Consider the following 16259-nt stretch of genomic DNA (forward strand, 5'->3'; position numbering starts at 1 on the left):
TTGGTCGTCGCCTTCTTGGCCGGGGCCTTCTTGGCCGCCGACTTCTTGGCAGGCGCCTTGGTCGCGCTCTTGCGAGCCGCCTTGGTGGCCTTCTTTGCCGGTGACTTCTTTGCTGCCTTCTTGGCGCCGCCAGCGCCAACACCACGTTTCACAGCCGGTCCTTCCGATGGGAGGCGCTGCGCGCCAGAGACAACCGCTTTGAACTGGGCACCGGGACGGAACGCCGGCACCGACGTTGGCTTCACCCTGACCGTCTCTCCGGTGCGCGGGTTGCGCGCTACGCGAGCTGCGCGGCGCCGCTGCTCGAATACGCCGAAGCCGGTAATAGTGACGCTTTCGCCCTTGTGCACTGCGCGCACAATGGTGTCGACGACGTTCTCGACAGCGGCAGTTGCCGATCGACGATCCGAGCCCATTTTCTCTGTGAGTACGTCGATGAGCTCTGCTTTGTTCATGCAAACCCTCCGAAGTCAGTGGCCCTCTTTGGACCGACTAAAAGACACGGTAAACCCTCACATGGTTGATTTCCAAGAGCCACGCGCAATTTCAGGCGTCTCTAGCGAACTTTTTAGGAATCCGCTTGCCGCCCTTGGCCGGTGGCGAGGGCTCAAAATGGGCTGCCGATAGGCCCCACGGATAGGCGAAATTCCGCTCGAATCGACCCCTCAGCAGAGAGGAACTGTGTGCGGCTTCCAATCGGGACGGGCAGCTTCGAAAGACTCGATTTGGTCGAGTTTCCGCAGCGTAAGGGCTATATCGTCAAGTCCTTCGAGCAGTCGCCAGGCGGTGTAGTCGTCAATCTTGAACGGCAACACCACCGTTCCGGCGGTGATATTTCGATCTTGAAGATTGACAGTGATTTCCAGCCCCGGGCTGCCCTCGATGAGCTTCCAGAGAAGTTCCACCCCATCTTGGGTAACTTCGGCCGCCAAGAGCCCCGACTTACCCGCGTTGCCCCGGAAAATGTCGCCGAAGCGGGACGAGATCACCACCCGGAATCCGTAGTCCATCAGTGCCCACACAGCGTGCTCACGCGATGATCCCGTACCGAAATCGGGTCCGGCGACCAGTACTGAACCTCTGTCGAATGGGCTGAGATTGAGAACGAACGACGGGTCGGTCCGCCAGGCCGCGAACAATCCGTCGGCGAAACCCGTTCGGGTGACCCGCTTCAAATAGACCGCCGGAATGATCTGATCGGTGTCGACATTTGACCGCCGCAGCGGTACACCGATGCCGGTGTGGGTGCGAAATGCTTCCATGCTCGTCTCCTGTTCCGATACTCAATCCAAATCGGCCGGCGCGGACAGCTTGCCGCGCACGGCGGTAGCGGCTGCGACCGCCGGCGACACCAAATGCGTGCGGCCGCCCTTGCCCTGCCGCCCTTCGAAGTTGCGGTTGGAGGTGGCAGCACAGCGCTCCCCCGGCGCAAGCTGATCGGGGTTCATTCCGAGACACATTGAGCAGCCGGCCTGGCGCCATTCGGCGCCGGCAGCGGAGAAAATTTCACCGAGCCCTTCGGCTTCGGCCTGCGCGCGCACCCGCATGGAACCGGGGACGACCAGCATCCGTACCCCGGGAGCCACCTTGCGGCCTCGTAATATCTCGGCCACTGCGCGCAGGTCCTCGATTCGGCCGTTGGTACACGAGCCGACGAACACCGCATCAACCGAAATGTCGCGCATTGGCGTGCCCGGCCGAAGGTCCATGTACGCCAACGCCTTCTCCGCGGCTTGGCGCTCGCTGTCATCGGTCATCAGCTCGGGGTCCGGCACGGCCGCAGACAACGGCACCCCTTGTCCGGGGTTGGTTCCCCAAGTGACAAATGGACTCAACGAAGCCGCATCCAGATAGATCTCGGTGTCGAACTCTGCGCCGGGGTCAGTGCGCAGCTGGTTCCAAGACGCCACGGCGGCATCCCACTGCTCGCCCGTCGGCGCGTGTGGTCGGCCGCGCAAGAATTCGTACGTAATCTCATCCGGCGCCACCATGCCCGCACGCGCGCCGGCTTCGATACTCATATTGCAGATCGTCATCCGGCCTTCCATCGACAGCGATTCGATGGCGCTGCCGCGGTATTCGATGACATGTCCCTGCCCGCCGCCGGTGCCGATTTTCGCGATCAACGCCAAAATGACGTCCTTGGCAGTAACTCCGGCAGGCAGCTGACCGTCGACGTTGACCGCCATCGTCTTGAACGGCCGCAGCGGCAACGTTTGAGTCGCCAGCACGTGTTCCACCTCGGAGGTGCCGATTCCGATCGCCAACGCACCGAAAGCGCCGTGGGTCGACGTGTGGCTGTCACCGCAGACGATCGTCATTCCTGGCTGGGTGAGACCCAACTGCGGTCCCACCACATGCACGATGCCCTGCTCGATATCCCCCATCGGGTGCAAGCGGATGCCGAATTCGGCGCAGTTGCGCCGCAGCGTTTCCACCTGGGTGCGCGACACGGGGTCGGCAATCGGTTTGTCGATGTCGACGGTCGGCACGTTGTGATCCTCGGTGGCAAGCGTCAAGTCGGGCCGCCGCACCCTACGCCCGGCCAGCCGCAGTCCGTCGAAGGCCTGCGGGCTGGTGACCTCGTGCACCAGATGCAAGTCGATGTAAATGAGGTCCGGGCCGTCGCCATCACCGGACGCCACAACATGGTCGTCCCAGACTTTCTGCGCCAACGTGCGTGGCACTGACATGTTTCGCCTCGATTCTCTGCTTGTCGCCTCGCGGACCGATCTGAATCGCTTTCTCACATTGTGAGACGCTAGTATCTGTATATGAGACATGATAGCGGGATCGGAGTGCTCGACAAAGCCGTGGGTGTATTGCACGCGATCGCGGAATCGCCATGCGGTTTGGCCGAACTGTGCGACCGCACCGGACTGCCCCGCGCTACCGCGCACCGATTGGCAGCCGGCCTCGAGGTGCACCGTCTGCTGGCGCGCGCTGGTGATGGCCGCTGGCGCCTCGGTCCCGCGGTTAGCGAATTGGCGGCCAATGTCAATGATCCGCTGCTGGCCGCCAGCCCCGAGGTGCTGGCGCAGCTGCGCGAGATCACCGGCGAAAGCGTGCAGCTCTACCGCCGCGACGGCGAGTGGCGAATTTGTATAGCCGCGCTGGAACCACCTGCCGGCCTTCGGGACACGGTTCCAGTTGGCGCGCGCTTGCCGATGACGGCGGGGTCGGGCGCCAAGGTGCTGCTGGCGTACAGCGACGCGGCAGCCCAGCAAGCCATCCTGCCGGCCGCAAAATTCAGCGAGCGTGCGCTAGCGGATGTGCGCCGACGCGGCTGGGCACAAAGCGTTGCCGAACGTGAGGCCGGTGTGGCCAGTGTCTCGGCGCCGGTGCGCGATGCCAGCGGTGCGGTGATCGCCGCCGTTTCGGTGTCCGGACCGATCGATCGGATGGGCCGCCGGCCCGGCGCGCGTTGGGCTGCCGACTTATTGGCTGCAGCCGACGCCATCACTGCGCGACTTTGACGCTCGCCTTTCTGCGGCGTCGACTGTGCGTCTACGTCATCGACGGTGCGTCTACGGCGAGATCGGGGCCGAATTCTCACCCTCAGCGCACGCTCGATGCCGTCGTCGAAGTCGAATTCGCCGGTGTGGCCGCAGCCTTGAAATGACGAACTGACAGACTGACGCCATGGGGACCAATCAGCGCGCGCAGATTGTCATGTCGGAGGCCGAAATCGCCGATTTTGTCGCCCGCAGCCGCACGGGCACGCTGGCCACCATCGGACGCGACGGCCAGCCGCACCTGACCGCGATGTGGTACGGCGTGGTCAACGGTGAGATCTGGCTGGAGACCAAAGCCAAGTCGCAGAAGGCGATCAACCTCCGGCGCGACCCGCGGGTGAGCTTCCTGATCGAGGACGGCGACACGTACGACACACTGCGCGGGGTGTCCTTTGAGGGCGTCGCCGAGATCGTCGAGGATCCCGACGCCACCTTCCGCGTCGGCGTCAGCGTCTGGGAGCGCTACACCGGCCCCTACAGCGACGAGCTGAAACCAGCGGTCGACCAGATGATGCACAAGCGGGTCGCTGTGCGCATCGTCACACGCCGCACCCGGTCATGGGACCATCGCAAGCTCGGACTGCCGCACATGCCGGTCGGCGGCTCGACCGCGCCGAGCGTCGTTGGCGGGTAGGTGGCGGTACCGGGCAAGCCCGGCGAACACCAGTGGATGAGTAGCCCCGATGGGATTCGAACCCACGCTACCGCCGTGAGAGGGCGGCGTCCTAGGCCGCTAGACGACGGGGCCAGAACCGATCCGAGCTGTCAGCATAACCCAACTCGGCATACCCGCCTAACCGCTTGGGGCGGGCATATCTTGCTGGGGTACCAGGACTCGAACCTAGAACGGCTGAACCAGAATCAGCTGTGTTGCCAATTACACCATACCCCATTGGCTGCCTAAAAGCGCTGGTCAGAACCCTTTTCGGATTCCGCCAGCGGCATACGGCCAACCGCTCGCCGGCCGGTGCGGCCGACGTGCAGATTACCAAAGCTTAGCCGTCTGAGCCGCACCGGTCGCGGGCCGCACGCAGGCGTTGCAGGCTGCGCTCGCGCCCGAGCAGCTCCAAGGATTCGAACAACGGCGGGCTGACCGATGTTCCGGTGACGGCCACCCGCACGGGGCCGAACGCTTTTCGTGGTTTCAGCGCGAGGTTTTCCACCAGCGCAGCCTTGAGCGCGGCCTCGATATGCGCGGTGGTCCAGTCCCTCACGCCATCGAGTGCCGCCACAGCGGCATCGAGCACCACCCCGGCGTCCTGTCCCAGCTCCTTGGCGGCGGCCTTGGGGTCGAGCTCGTACTCATCGTCGTTGAAAAACCGCAACAGCTCCCATGCATCAGCCAACACGACGATTCGGGTCTGCACGAGCTCGGCTGCCGCCGCGAATCCCGCGTCGTCCAGGCGGGTGTCATACCGGTGCACAGCGAAGTAGTCACGCAGCCGTGCGGTGAAATCGTCGCCATCGAGCAGCCGGATGTGCTCGGCATTGATTGCGTCGGCCTTCTTTTGGTCGAACCGGGCCGGGTTGGGGTTGACGTCTACCACGTCGAAAACCGCGACCATTTCCTCGAGGCTGAACACGTCACGGTCACCCGAAATCGCCCAGCCCAGCAACGCAAGGTAATTCAGCAGCCCCTCAGGAATGAAGCCGCGATCTCGGTGGGCGAACAGATTCGACTGTGGGTCACGCTTCGAAAGTTTCCTGGTTCCCTCGCCTAAAACCGTTGGGAGGTGGGCGAATTCAGGGATCTGTTCGGCCAGGCCTATTCGCATCAGTGCCTGATACAACGCGATCTGGCGCGGAGTCGACGGCAGCAGGTCCTCGCCACGCAGCACATGGGTGATCTTCATCAAGGCGTCGTCGACGGGGTTGACCAACGTGTACAACGGATCGCCACTCGCACGGGTCAACGCGAAATCGGGCACCGTGCCAGCCGCGAACGTGGTGGGTCCACGCACCAGATCGTGCCAACCGAGATCGTGGTCCGGCATCCGCAGCCGGATGACCGGTTTGCGACCCTCCGCCAGATACGCCGACCGCTGGGCATCGGTGAGATCGCGGTCGAAGTTGTCGTAACCCAGTTTGGGGTTGCGCCCGGCGGCGATGTGGCGGGCCTCGACCTCCTCGGGGGTCGAAAATGCCTCGTACGCCTCCCCGGCCTCGACCAGCCGGTCGATAACGTCGCGGTAGATGCCTTTGCGCTGCGATTGCCGGTACGGCCCATAGGGTCCACCGATCTCCGGCCCCTCGTCCCAGTTCAAGCCGAGCCAGCGCAGCGCGTCGAGCAGTGCAAGATAGCTTTCCTCGCTGTCACGTCCGGGATCGGTGTCTTCGATACGGAAGACGAACGTGCCGCCGGTGTGCCGGGCATAGGCCCAGTTGAACAATGCGGTGCGAATCAGCCCGACATGCGGAATCCCGGTGGGCGACGGGCAGAACCGGACCCGCACGCCGCTGCTCATGAATCTCCTTTCCGGACAACAGGATTGGTGAGAGTGCCGATACCTTCGATGGTGATGCTGACGGTGTCGCCGTCCTCGATGGGACCGACACCCTCGGGTGTTCCAGTGAGGATGAGGTCGCCGGGCAATAACGTCATCACCGCCGAAACCCATTCCACGATCGCGCCGACGTCGTGGATCATCAGCGAGGTGCGGCTGCGCTGTTTGACTTCGCCGTTGACCTCGGTGCGCAGCTCGAGGTCGGCCGGGTCGATATCGGTGACGATCCACGGGCCGACCGGGCAGAACGTGTCGTGCCCCTTGGCTCGGGTCCACTGCCCGTCGGCCTGCTGCTGATCGCGGGCCGTTACGTCGTTGCCGATGGTGTAGCCCAGGATGCTGTCGGCGGCGTCGGCAGCGGTCACGTCCTTGCACGGCCGGCTGATCACCGCGGCCAGCTCACCCTCGAAGTGCACTGGCGATGCGTTGGCAGGCAGGCGGATTGGCACGTTCGGTCCGATGATGGCGGTGTTGGGCTTTATGAAGATCACGGGGTCGGCCGGCGCGGTGGCGCCCATTTCGGCGACGTGGGCGGCGTAGTTTTTGCCGACGCAGATCACCTTGCTCGCCAGCATGGGAGCCAGCAGTCGCACATCGGCCAATGGCCACGAGCGTCCGGTGAACGTCGGTGTGCCGAAGGGGTGTTCGGCGATTTCGCGAGCGGTCATCCCGGCGGAGTCGCCGATCTCACCCTCGATGCTGACGAAAGCGACGCCGTCGGGGCTGGCGATTCGACCAAGGCGCATTCGTGACAGCCTAACTGGATCCCGCTCCCCTACCGCGCGGTGACCATCCCGACGAGGAAGTCCTCCAAGTGTTCGCGGCTGACGTCGAGTTCGCCCCGCAGCCACAGTGTCACCAGCTCGAAGCCGCCGGCGACCAGGATGAGCGCGGCCAAGTCGATGTCGGGGTCCAGGGCATCCTGCCCGGCCAGCAGCACCCGCCCTTGATCGGCCATCACCTGCGCCAGCATCTTGATCAGATCACGCCGTCGCGCGCGCAATGCCTCCGTGGCCTGCGATTCCAGAAGCAGTCGGCCACGGCGTGGATCGTCTTCGAGAAAACCCAAACCGGTGCCTATCGCAGCCCGCGCCCGCACCACCGGGTCGGGTTCGCTGGCCTCGATCGCGGGAAGCAGCGCGTCGAACGCCCGGCCGATCTGATCGTCGAGCAGCGCCAGCAGTAATTCGTCGACGGTGCGGAAGCTTTCGTAGAAATAGCGGTCGTTCAGCCGCGCTTGCGCACACACCCCGCGCACAGTCAGGCTTCCGACGCCACCGTCGGCGATCAGATCCAATGCTGCGTCGATCAACAGCGCCTGCCGTCTGGAGCGCCGCTCACCATGGGTGGCGCCGCCATAGGTGCGCGCCGAACCCGCCACGGACACGATTGTCGCATCCTTGACCGCTCCCAGCTATCTGGTGAACACTGTCACCAGATAGCACCGCGACGCTGCGGAAGGACGCACATGAGGCCTGACGAGCAGAAACTGCCCGACCCGCCGTTCCTGTCCGGCTTCCCGCTCAACGTGTTCACCCGCCTGCTCGCACCCGGCGACATCCGCGCCACCGCTGCTCAACGGCAGTCGTTCCGCCGCTTCGCCGAGATCGGCGATCCGCTGGCCGACGATGTCGTCGCGATGATGCAACGGCTGCCGGTCGGCGAAGGCCGGCGCATGTTCGAAGTCGCCGTCGAGCAAGGCATTGAGGCGGTCGAACGGCCGCCGCAGGAACTGGTTGCCTTCTTTGCGCAGGTCGACGACGAACCGTACTGGCTCGACCGGTCCAAGCTCGATTTGGCGGTGCGGGTGACCATGCGCACTGGGCTGTGGAGCATCGCGCTGGCGCTGCCCGGGCTGGCCCTGACCGGAGGCTATCTGTCGGCGAAGGCCGACAAGCCGCTGGTCGGCACCGGCGATCTGCGGCGAATGGCTCCTCGACGGCTCAATGAGACGGCGACCTGGTACATCGACGTCACCTCGCCCGGCGGCCTGAGCCGCTTTGCTCGGGGCTTCACCGGCACCCTGCGAGTTCGCCTCATGCATGCTCTGGTGCGCGCCGCGATGTGCCGGCGCGACGACTGGAGCTTCGAGGAGTGGGACCACCCCATCAACCAGGTGCAGTTGGCCGGCACCCTCATGCTGTTCTCGCTGGCCAACTTGGCCGGATGTCAGGCGATGGGCCTGCGGTTCTCCCGGCGCGAACGCGAGGCGATCTTCCATCTGTGGCGCTACGTCGGGCTGCTGATGGGCGTGCATCCGGAGTTGCTGCCCGCTACCGAGGAGGACACCTGGCGGCTGTTCTGGCTGGAGGCCGACACCGAGTTCCAGCCCGACCAGGACTCGTACCGGCTGGCCCAGGCGCTGCATTCGGGGCAGCCCGGCGAAGACCCGCTCACGGCGCTGGCTCGCCGCTTCCTGTCGTCCTACAGCCGGTTGATCCTGGGACGATCGAATGCCGACCAGCTCGGCTTGCCCGACAACAAGCCGCTGCAGGCCGCGGTGCTGGTGACCTCGGCGCTCAACCGAGTGCTGGAATTCCGCCGGCTACTGCCAGGCGCGACGCGGCTCAGCGAGGAAGTCGGCCAATGGTCGCGGCGTCGTTTCGTCACTCGCGGCTTCACCGCGACCGGCGGCGACCGCAGCTATCGCCGCCACGACGCGCTGGCCGCCGCAGGCTGATGCCTGCAACCATGGAGACGTGCCGACAGCATCGATCAGCGCGACGCGGCGCTGGTCCCTGCTGGCTATTTCGCTGGCAGCGACGTTGTGTGCCACAGCCTTCATCAACGGCATCGCGTTCCTGATCCCCGCGCTGGACGCAGAGCGCGGGATCAGTTTGGCTGAGGCCGGACTGCTTTCGTCGATGCCCAGCCTCGGCATGGTGGTCACCCTGATCGGCTGGGGCTATCTACTGGACCTTGTCGGCGAGCGGCTCGTGCTCGCAGGTGGTTTGGCGCTCACTTCCGCGGCCGTCTTTGCCGCGGCGTCGGTTCATGGGCTGGTGGCCGTGGGGACGTTTCTGTTTGTCGGTGGCATGGCCGCCGCGAGCGCCAACACCGCCAGCGGCCGCCTGGTCACCGGCTGGTTTCCACCCGACCAGCGTGGCTTGGCGATGGGAATCCGCCAGACGGCTCAGCCGCTGGGAATCGCGTTGGCCGCCGTGGTGCTTCCCGAACTCGGTGAGCGTGACTTCTCCGTGGCGCTGTTGTTTCCAGCGGTGCTCTGTGCCGCCTCGGCACTCGTGAGCGCGGTCGGGGTGCTTGACCCGCCGCGAAAGAAACGGGCTGCGGCTGAGCTTGCAGAGCTGGCCAACCCCTACCGTGGCACGGCGGTGTTGTGGCGTATCCACCTGGCGTCGGCGCTACTGATGGTGCCGCAAACCGTGGTGCTGACATTCATGCTGGTTTGGCTGATACGTGCGCACGGGTGGTCGACGGCCGCGGCGGGCGTGCTGGTGAGCGTGTCGCAGCTGCTCGGCGCGCTGGGACGCATTGCCGCCGGCCGCTGGTCGGATCGCGTCGGGTCGCGCATGCGGCCGATCCGCGTGATCGCGGTCGCCGCCGCGCTGGTCATGGTGTTGCTGGCGCTCACCGATCACCTACGCTCGCCTGTCGCGGTGGCGGCCATGGTCGCCGCGTCGGTGATCACCGTGCTGGATAACGGCCTGGCGTTCACTGCCATCCCCGAAGTCGCCGGTCCCTACTGGAGCGGGCGCGCCATGGGAGCGCAGAACACTACCCAGCGGTTGACGGCAGGTGCCGGGCCGCCGGTGTTCGGGGAATTGATCGACGCGAGCGGTTACCCGCTGGCTTTCGCGGTGTGCGCGCTGTTCCCGTTACTGGCGCTGCCGGTAGTCCCGGCGGGTGCACGGCCACACGAGGCGGACACCGCGGCCCAGGGGTTGCGGCCAGGCGTTCGGTGAGTTTCGCAACCGGTGAATCGCCAGGCGGGTGTGGAACCATGGGCTGATGCCGACGGAATCGGTCAGCATCGGGGCCCGCTGGTCGATGTTGGTTATCGCGTCGATAGCGACGTTGTCGTCGTTCCTCTTTATCAACGGCATCGCGTTCATGATTCCGGAGCTGGAGACTGACCGGGATATCACGCTGACCGAAGCCAGCCTGTTGGCGTCGATGCCGAGTTGGGGCATGGTGGTGACGCTGATCGCCTGGGGCTACGTGGTGGACCGAGCGGGTGAGCGAATCGTGCTCCGGTTGGGTTCGGGGCTGACCGCGGCGGCCGCCTTTGCCGCGGCGTCGACCCACTCACTGGTGCTGATCGGTGTATTCCTGTTCCTCGGCGGCATGGCCGCCGCCGGCGCCAACTCGGCCACCGGCCGGCTGGTGACCGGCTGGTTCCCGCCAGAGCGGCGCGGCGTGGCGATGGGTGTCCGGCAGACTGCCCAGCCGTTGGGAATTGCCTTGGGCGCCGCCGTGATTCCCGAGCTCGCTGAACACGGCTTCGCGGCGGCGATGACGTTTCCCGCGGTGATTTGCATGTTGTCGGGAATCGGGTGCGCGCTCGGTGTCCTCGACCCGCCGCGAAATCCGCGCGCGACGGCCGCCATCGAGGAACTGGCCAGCCCGTACCGCGGATCGAACGTGCTCTGGCGGATTCACGCGGTTTCGGCGGTGCTGATGATGCCGCAGACGGTGACCGTGACGTTCATGCTGGTGTGGTTGCTCAACGAGTACCACTGGTCGATCGGGGCGGCTGGTGCGCTGGTCACTGTGTCGCAGCTACTCGGCGCACTGGGCCGCATCCTGGCGGGGCGATGGTCCGACCGGGTCGGGTCGCGAATGCGCCCGGTGCGGACGATCGCCGCCGCCGCTGCCCTGACCTTCATGGTGTTGGGATTCACCGATCACATGAACTCCGAAATCGCCGAAGCGTGCATGGTGATTGCGTCGGTGATCGCGGTGCTTGACAACGGGTTGGAGTCCACTGCGATCACCGAGTACGCCGGGCCATACTGGAGCGGGCGCGCACTTGGCATGCAGAACACCAGTCAGCGGCTTGCGGCGGCCGCGGGACAGCCGCTCTTCGGCGCCCTCATCGCTGCGGGCGGCTATCCACTCGCGTGGGTGGTCTGTGGGCTGTTCCCCTTGATAGCGGTGCCGCTGGTACCTGTGGGCGTACTGCCGCCAGGACTGGAGACTAGAGCGCGGCGGCAATCCGTTCGCCGACTTCGGCGGTGGAGAGCTGTGCGTTCCCTCGAGTTGAGAGATGGGCCGCGACAGCCTGATCCACACGCGCCGCGGCGGCGTCTTCGCCGAGATGGGCGAGCAGCAGCGCCACCGACATGACCGCCGCGGTCGGGTCGGCAATGCCCTGACCGGCAATATCGGGCGCGCTGCCGTGCACCGGCTCGAACATCGAGGGGTTGGTGCCGGTGGCGTCGATATTGCCGCTCGCGGCCAGCCCGATGCCACCGCACACCGCCGCTGCCAAGTCGGTGATGATGTCGCCGAACAGGTTGTCGGTGACGATGACGTCGAATCGGGCCGGGTCGGTGACCAGGTGAATGGTGGCCGCGTCGACGTGCTGGTAGGCCACTTCGACGTCCGGGTACTTTTCGCCGACTTCCTGCACGGTTCGTGACCACAGTGCGCCAGCGAATGTCAGCACGTTGGTCTTGTGCACCAGGGTCAGATGGTTGCGGCGCAGCTGGGCGCGTTCGAACGCGTTTTGCACGACCCGGCGAACTCCGAAGGCCGTGTTGACGCTGACCTCGGTGGCCACTTCGTGGGCGGTGCCGACGCGGATTGCGCCGCCGGTTCCGGTGTAGGGGCCTTCGGTGCCTTCGCGCACCACCACGAAGTCGATCTCGGGATTGCCGCTCAGCGGGCTGCTCACCCCGGGGTACAGCCGGGCCGGTCGCAGGTTGATGTGGTGGTCGAGTTCGAAGCGGAGCCGCAGCAGAAGACCGCGTTCCAGTACACCGCTGGGCACCGACGGGTGGCCGATGGCGCCCAGCAGGATCGCGTCATGCGCCCGCAGCTCGTCGAGCACCGAGTCCGGCAGCACTTCGCCGGTGGCGTGGAAGCGGCGCGCGCCCAAGTCGTAGCTGGTCTTCTCCACATTGGGCAATACCGCGTCGAGGACCTTGACAGCTTCGGTCACCACCTCGGGACCGATCCCGTCGCCGGCGATAATCGCTAATCTCAATGGCGCCGCTCCTCCTCATCGCTTCGCTCTGCGTCGCAGGCGCGTTTCACGAGAGGTCGACCACCTCGAGCTTGTTCGCATCGACGGCCGCGGCGATGGCCGACCGGACGTCGTCGGGCACCTCACGGTCTAACCGCAACAGGATCGTCGCGCTGGGCCCTTCGGCGTCCTCGGACAGTTGCGCGGCGTGGATGTTGACACCCGCCGCACCCAGCAACGTGCCGATCTTGCCGAGCGCGCCTGGCCGGTCGATGTAGTTGATGATCAAGTTGATGCCCTCGGCGCGCAGGTCGAAGTTGCGGCCGTTGATCTGCACGATCTTTTCCACGAGTTGCGGCCCGGACAGGGTGCCGGCGACGTTGACGACAGCGCCGTCGGCACCGACTGCTCGGACGTCGACGACGCTGCGGTGGTTGGGACTTTCGGTGGCGGTGCTGATGTCGGCGGCCACTCCGCGTTCTTCCGCGATCGCCGGAGCGTTGACGAATGTCACCGGCTCCTCGATGACTGCCGAGAACAAGCCCCGCAGGGCGGAGAGCCGCAGCACTTCGACGTCTTCGCTGGCGAGCTCACCACGCGCCTGCACCGACAGCGAGACCGGCAGCTCGTCGGCAAGCGCGCCCGACAGCACACCGAGTTTGCGCACCAGGTCCAGCCAGGGCGCCACCTCCTCGCTGACCGCCCCGGCGCCGACGTTGACCGCGTCGGGAACGAATTCGCCTGCAAGAGCGAGCTTTACGCTTTCCGCGACATCGGTGCCGGCGCGGTCCTGCGCCTCTGCGGTGGAGGCACCGAGATGGGGTGTGACCACCACTTGCGCCAGCTCGAACAGCGGGCTGTCGGTGCACGGTTCTTTGGCGAACACGTCGATACCCGCCGCCCGTACGTGTCCACTGCTCACCGCGTCGGCCAGTGCCTCCTCGTCAACCAGGCCGCCGCGAGCGGCGTTGACGATGATCACGCCAGGCTTGGTCTTGGCCAGCGCCTCCTTGTCGATCAGCCCTGCGGTCTCAGGAGTTTTCGGCAAATGCACCGAGATGAAATCGGACTGAGCCAGCAACTCGTCAAGGCTCAGCAGTTCGATGCCCAGCTGGGCCGCGCGCGCCGACGACACGTACGGGTCGTAGGCCAGCAGCTGGGTGCCGAAGGCAGCCAGCCGCTGGGCGACCAACTGGCCGATACGGCCGAGCCCGACAATCCCAACCGTCTTGCCGAAGATCTCGGTGCCCGAGAACGACGACCGCTTCCATTCGTGGCCGCGCAGCGAGGCGTCGGCCGCCGGGATTTGGCGAGCCGCGGCCAGCAGCAACGCCAAAGCGTGCTCGGCGGCGCTGTGGATGTTCGACGTGGGGGCGTTGACAACGAGGACGCCGCGTGCGGTTGCGGCATCGACGTCGACGTTGTCCAGCCCCACCCCGGCGCGCGCCACGATCTTCAGCTTGGGAGCCGCGGCAAGCACTTCGGCGTCGACGGTGGTGGCCGATCGGACCAGCAGGGCGTCGGCCTCGGGCACCGCCGCCAACAGTTTCTCCCGATCGGGACCGTCGACCCAACGGACTTCGACCTGATCGCCCAACGCGGCCACGGTGGATTCGGCGAGTTTGTCGGCGATCAATACAACAGGCAAGCTCACCCGGCCAGCCTAGCGGCGATCGCTAGCGCGGCGGAGCCGGGCGCAGCGGGTCGCCGCCATCAGCCCTAGCGGCTCCAGAGAAGCCCCTTCCCGCGACATCGGCGTTTTGCAGACGACACGCCGCGAAGCGCATGCAAAGCGTCGATCTCGGGGAAGCCAATGGCCCAGCCACTCAAGCCGTTTCGGTGATCGGCCGGTCGACCCAGCTCATCAACCCGCGCAACTTCTTGCCGGTGACTTCGATGGGGTGCTCGGCGTTTTGCTTGCGCAGTTCAGCCAGCTGCTTGCCACCGTTCTCGACATCGGCGACCAGTTTCTTGACGAAGCTGCCGTCCTGGATTTCCCGCAGGATCTCGCGCATCCGTTCCTTGGTGCCGGCGTCGATCACCCGCGGTCCCGACAGGTAGCCACCGAACTCTGCAGTGTCGGACACCGAGTAGTACATCCGGCCGATACCGCCTTCGTACATCAGGTCGACGATCAGCTTCAGCTCGTGCAGCACCTCGAAGTAGGCCAACTCCGGCGGATAGCCGGCTTCGACCATCACGTCAAAGCCTGCCTTGACCAATTCCTCTGTGCCGCCGCACAACACCGTCTGCTCTCCGAACAGGTCGGTTTCGGTCTCGTCTTTGAACGTGGTCTTGATGACACCGGCCCTCGTGCCGCCGATGCCCTTCGCGTACGACAGCGCCAGAGCCAAGCCGTCGCCGCCCGGATCCTGCGCCACCGCAACCAGACAGGGCACACCCTTGCCGTCGACGAACTGCCGGCGCACCAGATGCCCAGGACCCTTCGGCGCCACCATCGCAACCGTGATGTCCGGGGCCGGTTTGATCAGCCCGAAATGGATGTTGAGCCCGTGACCGAAGAACAGCGCGTCGCCCGGCTGCAGGTTGGGTTCGATGTCGTTGGCGAAGATGTCCGGCTGCGCGGTGTCAGGTGCGAGCAGCATGATGACGTCGGCCCACTTGGCGACCCCGGCAGGGGTGTCGACCTGCAGGCCCTGCTCGGCGACCTTGGCCCTCGACTTGGAGCCTTCCTTCAGGCCGACGCGAACCTCGACGCCCGAGTCGCGCAGGCTCAGCGAGTGCGCATGCCCTTGGCTGCCATAGCCGATGACACCGACCTTGCGGCCCTGGATGATCGACAGGTCGGCGTCGTCGTCGTAGAACATCTGCACTGCCACGTGTTTCTCCTTAGTTGTTATTTGGGTCCGCCCATGCCGCGTGGACCGCGGGACAACGACACCAAACCGGACTGGACGATCTCGCGAACACCGAACGGCTCCAGCACGCGCAGCAACGCTTCGATCTTGGCCGGCGTGCCGGTGGCTTCGATGGTCAACGACTCCGGTGAGACGTCAATTATTTTGGCGCGGAATAGGTTTGCGGCTTCGCTGACTTGACTGCGGGTACCGGCATCGGCTCGCACCTTGATCAAGGCCAGCTCCCGCGACACCGAGTTGTCGTCGTCTTGCTCGACGATCTTGATGACGTTGATCAACTTGTTGAGTTGCTTGGTGATCTGCTCGAGCGGAGTGTCCTCGGCGGAGACCACGATCGTCATCCGCGACATGTTCTTCTGCTCGGTGGCGCCCACAGCCAGCGACTCGATGTTGAAGCCGCGCCGGGAGAACAGCGCGGCAACCCGTGCGAGCACGCCGGGTTTGTCTTCGACGAGGACCGAAAGCGTATGCGTGGTAGCGCTCATCACGCGTGCCCTTCGTCGGGGTCGTCGAAGAGCGGACGAATGCCGCGCGCAGCCTGGATCTCGTCGTTGCTGGTGCCGGCCGCAACCATCGGCCACACCTGCGCGTCGGCGCCGACGACGAAGTCGATCACCACCGGCCGGTCGTTGACGGCACGGGCCCGGTTGATCACGTCGACGACGTCTTCTTCACGCTCGCAACGTAATCCGACGCAGCCCAGTGCCTCGGCCAGTTTGACGAAGTCCGGGATGCGGCGCGAGTGCGTTGCCAGGTCGGTCTGTGAGTAGCGCTCGGCGTAGAACAGCGACTGCCATTGCCGCACCATGCCCAGGCTGCCGTTGTTGATCAGCGCGACCTTGATCGGCGCTCCCTCGACCGCGCAGGTCGCCAGCTCCTGGTTGGTCATCTGGAAGCAGCCGTCGCCGTCGACCGCCCACACCTCGGCGTCCGGGCGAGCGATCTTGGCGCCCATCGCCGCCGGGATAGCGAAGCCCATTGTGCCCAGGCCACCGGAGTTGAGCCAGGTGCGCGGCTTCTCGAACGAGATGAACTGCGCGGCCCACATCTGGTGCTGGCCCACCCCGGCGACATACACCGCATCGGGCCCGGCGATCTTGCCCAACGTTTCGATCACATACTCCGGGCTCAGGCTGCCGTCACTCTGCGGCCCGTAGCTCAGCGGGTAGGTCTCTTGCACACCGCGCAGGTACTGCCACCAGTCGCCGAGGTC

Annotated in this window: 15 protein-coding genes, 2 tRNA genes and 1 pseudogene; 5 read left to right on the forward strand and 13 right to left on the reverse strand. The window is 65.5% G+C overall.

Annotation, left to right across the window (positions count from 1 at the left end; genetic code table 11):
• From VFA16_RS14025 to leuC, 3 genes are all read right to left on the reverse strand, one after another.
• The coding region (locus tag VFA16_RS14025; RefSeq protein ID WP_324968402.1) for an HU family DNA-binding protein at positions 1-455 on the reverse strand (455 nt) is incomplete at its 3' end.
• Positions 456-665: 210 nt separating this feature from the next.
• Positions 666-1262, reverse strand: a complete 597-nt coding sequence (leuD, locus tag VFA16_RS14030) for a 3-isopropylmalate dehydratase small subunit (protein ID WP_324968403.1) — start codon at positions 1260-1262, stop codon at positions 666-668.
• A 21-nt stretch (positions 1263-1283) separates the two neighbouring features.
• Entirely contained in the window at positions 1284-2693 is a 1410-nt protein-coding gene (gene leuC, locus VFA16_RS14035; RefSeq protein WP_324968404.1) for a 3-isopropylmalate dehydratase large subunit, read from the reverse strand.
• Positions 2694-2774: 81 nt separating this feature from the next.
• Here leuC and VFA16_RS14040 point away from each other — a divergent pair, with 81 nt between their 5' ends.
• Together VFA16_RS14040 and VFA16_RS14045 are read left to right on the forward strand one after the other, a co-directional pair.
• A complete protein-coding gene (locus tag VFA16_RS14040) occupies positions 2775-3476 on the forward strand; it encodes an IclR family transcriptional regulator (protein ID WP_324968405.1) in 702 nt (233 codons plus the stop codon).
• Positions 3477-3642: 166 nt separating this feature from the next.
• Positions 3643-4149, forward strand: a complete 507-nt coding sequence (locus VFA16_RS14045; protein ID WP_324968406.1) for a PPOX class F420-dependent oxidoreductase — start codon at positions 3643-3645, stop codon at positions 4147-4149.
• Positions 4150-4190: 41 nt separating this feature from the next.
• Here VFA16_RS14045 and VFA16_RS14050 read toward each other — a convergent pair.
• From VFA16_RS14050 to VFA16_RS14070, 5 genes are all read right to left on the reverse strand, one after another.
• A tRNA-Glu gene (locus tag VFA16_RS14050) sits at positions 4191-4263 on the reverse strand.
• A gap of 72 nt (positions 4264-4335) precedes the next feature.
• Positions 4336-4407: transfer RNA gene (locus VFA16_RS14055), tRNA-Gln, on the reverse strand.
• A gap of 103 nt (positions 4408-4510) precedes the next feature.
• On the reverse strand, positions 4511-5980 hold the full coding sequence (gltX, locus tag VFA16_RS14060; protein WP_324968407.1) for a glutamate--tRNA ligase: 1470 nt from the start codon (positions 5978-5980) through the stop codon (positions 4511-4513).
• Positions 5977-6765 carry a fumarylacetoacetate hydrolase family protein gene (locus tag VFA16_RS14065; RefSeq protein ID WP_324968408.1) on the reverse strand — a complete coding sequence of 263 codons (789 nt, stop codon included), beginning with the start codon at positions 6763-6765 and terminating at the stop codon, positions 5977-5979. The genes gltX and VFA16_RS14065 overlap by 4 nt, the downstream gene beginning before the upstream one ends.
• Positions 6766-6794: 29 nt before the next feature.
• Positions 6795-7406 carry a TetR/AcrR family transcriptional regulator gene (locus tag VFA16_RS14070; protein WP_324968409.1) on the reverse strand — a complete coding sequence of 204 codons (612 nt, stop codon included), beginning with the start codon at positions 7404-7406 and terminating at the stop codon, positions 6795-6797.
• An 81-nt stretch (positions 7407-7487) separates the two neighbouring features.
• On the opposite strand from VFA16_RS14070, the gene VFA16_RS14075 reads away from it, so the two are divergent.
• The 3 genes and pseudogenes from VFA16_RS14075 to VFA16_RS14085 all read left to right on the forward strand — a co-directional run.
• On the forward strand, positions 7488-8699 hold the full coding sequence (locus VFA16_RS14075; protein WP_324968410.1) for an oxygenase MpaB family protein: 1212 nt from the start codon (positions 7488-7490) through the stop codon (positions 8697-8699).
• 19 nt (positions 8700-8718) lie between these two features.
• A complete protein-coding gene (locus tag VFA16_RS14080) occupies positions 8719-9942 on the forward strand; it encodes an MFS transporter (RefSeq protein ID WP_324968411.1) in 1224 nt (407 codons plus the stop codon).
• 85 nt (positions 9943-10027) lie between these two features.
• Positions 10028-11041 (forward strand): annotated as a pseudogene (locus VFA16_RS14085) (MFS transporter); the annotation flags it as partial.
• 136 nt (positions 11042-11177) lie between these two features.
• Here VFA16_RS14085 and VFA16_RS14090 read toward each other — a convergent pair.
• From VFA16_RS14090 to VFA16_RS14110, 5 genes are all read right to left on the reverse strand, one after another.
• Positions 11178-12188, reverse strand: coding sequence for a 3-isopropylmalate dehydrogenase (locus tag VFA16_RS14090; protein WP_324968412.1), 1011 nt, complete (start codon positions 12186-12188; stop codon positions 11178-11180).
• A gap of 46 nt (positions 12189-12234) precedes the next feature.
• Positions 12235-13821, reverse strand: coding sequence for a phosphoglycerate dehydrogenase (gene serA, locus VFA16_RS14095; protein WP_324968413.1), 1587 nt, complete (start codon positions 13819-13821; stop codon positions 12235-12237).
• A gap of 172 nt (positions 13822-13993) precedes the next feature.
• Positions 13994-14995, reverse strand: coding sequence for a ketol-acid reductoisomerase (gene ilvC, locus VFA16_RS14100; RefSeq protein ID WP_324968416.1), 1002 nt, complete (start codon positions 14993-14995; stop codon positions 13994-13996).
• A gap of 29 nt (positions 14996-15024) precedes the next feature.
• Positions 15025-15531, reverse strand: a complete 507-nt coding sequence (gene ilvN, locus VFA16_RS14105) for an acetolactate synthase small subunit (protein WP_324968414.1) — start codon at positions 15529-15531, stop codon at positions 15025-15027.
• On the reverse strand, positions 15531-16259 hold a 729-nt coding region (locus tag VFA16_RS14110), incomplete at its 5' end, for a thiamine pyrophosphate-dependent enzyme (RefSeq protein WP_324968415.1). The genes VFA16_RS14110 and ilvN, both read right to left, overlap by 1 nt.

The organism is Mycobacterium sp. (genome assembly GCF_035653355.1).
GTDB lineage: Bacteria > Actinomycetota > Actinomycetes > Mycobacteriales > Mycobacteriaceae > Mycobacterium.

Bases quoted from the DNA above. Each gene is read 5' to 3' on its own strand.
- leuD (WP_324968403.1), bottom strand. From the start codon at position 1,262: ATGGAAGCATTTCGCACCCACACCGGCATCGGTGTACCGCTGCGGCGG.
- leuC (WP_324968404.1), bottom strand. From the start codon at position 2,693: ATGTCAGTGCCACGCACGTTGGCGCAGAAAGTCTGGGACGACCATGTT.
- VFA16_RS14040 (WP_324968405.1), top strand. From the start codon at position 2,775: ATGAGACATGATAGCGGGATCGGAGTGCTCGACAAAGCCGTGGGTGTA.
- VFA16_RS14045 (WP_324968406.1), top strand. From the start codon at position 3,643: ATGGGGACCAATCAGCGCGCGCAGATTGTCATGTCGGAGGCCGAAATC.
- gltX (WP_324968407.1), bottom strand. From the start codon at position 5,980: ATGAGCAGCGGCGTGCGGGTCCGGTTCTGCCCGTCGCCCACCGGGATT.
- VFA16_RS14065 (WP_324968408.1), bottom strand. From the start codon at position 6,765: ATGCGCCTTGGTCGAATCGCCAGCCCCGACGGCGTCGCTTTCGTCAGC.
- VFA16_RS14075 (WP_324968410.1), top strand. From the start codon at position 7,488: ATGAGGCCTGACGAGCAGAAACTGCCCGACCCGCCGTTCCTGTCCGGC.
- ilvC (WP_324968416.1), bottom strand. From the start codon at position 14,995: ATGTTCTACGACGACGACGCCGACCTGTCGATCATCCAGGGCCGCAAG.
- ilvN (WP_324968414.1), bottom strand. From the start codon at position 15,531: ATGAGCGCTACCACGCATACGCTTTCGGTCCTCGTCGAAGACAAACCC.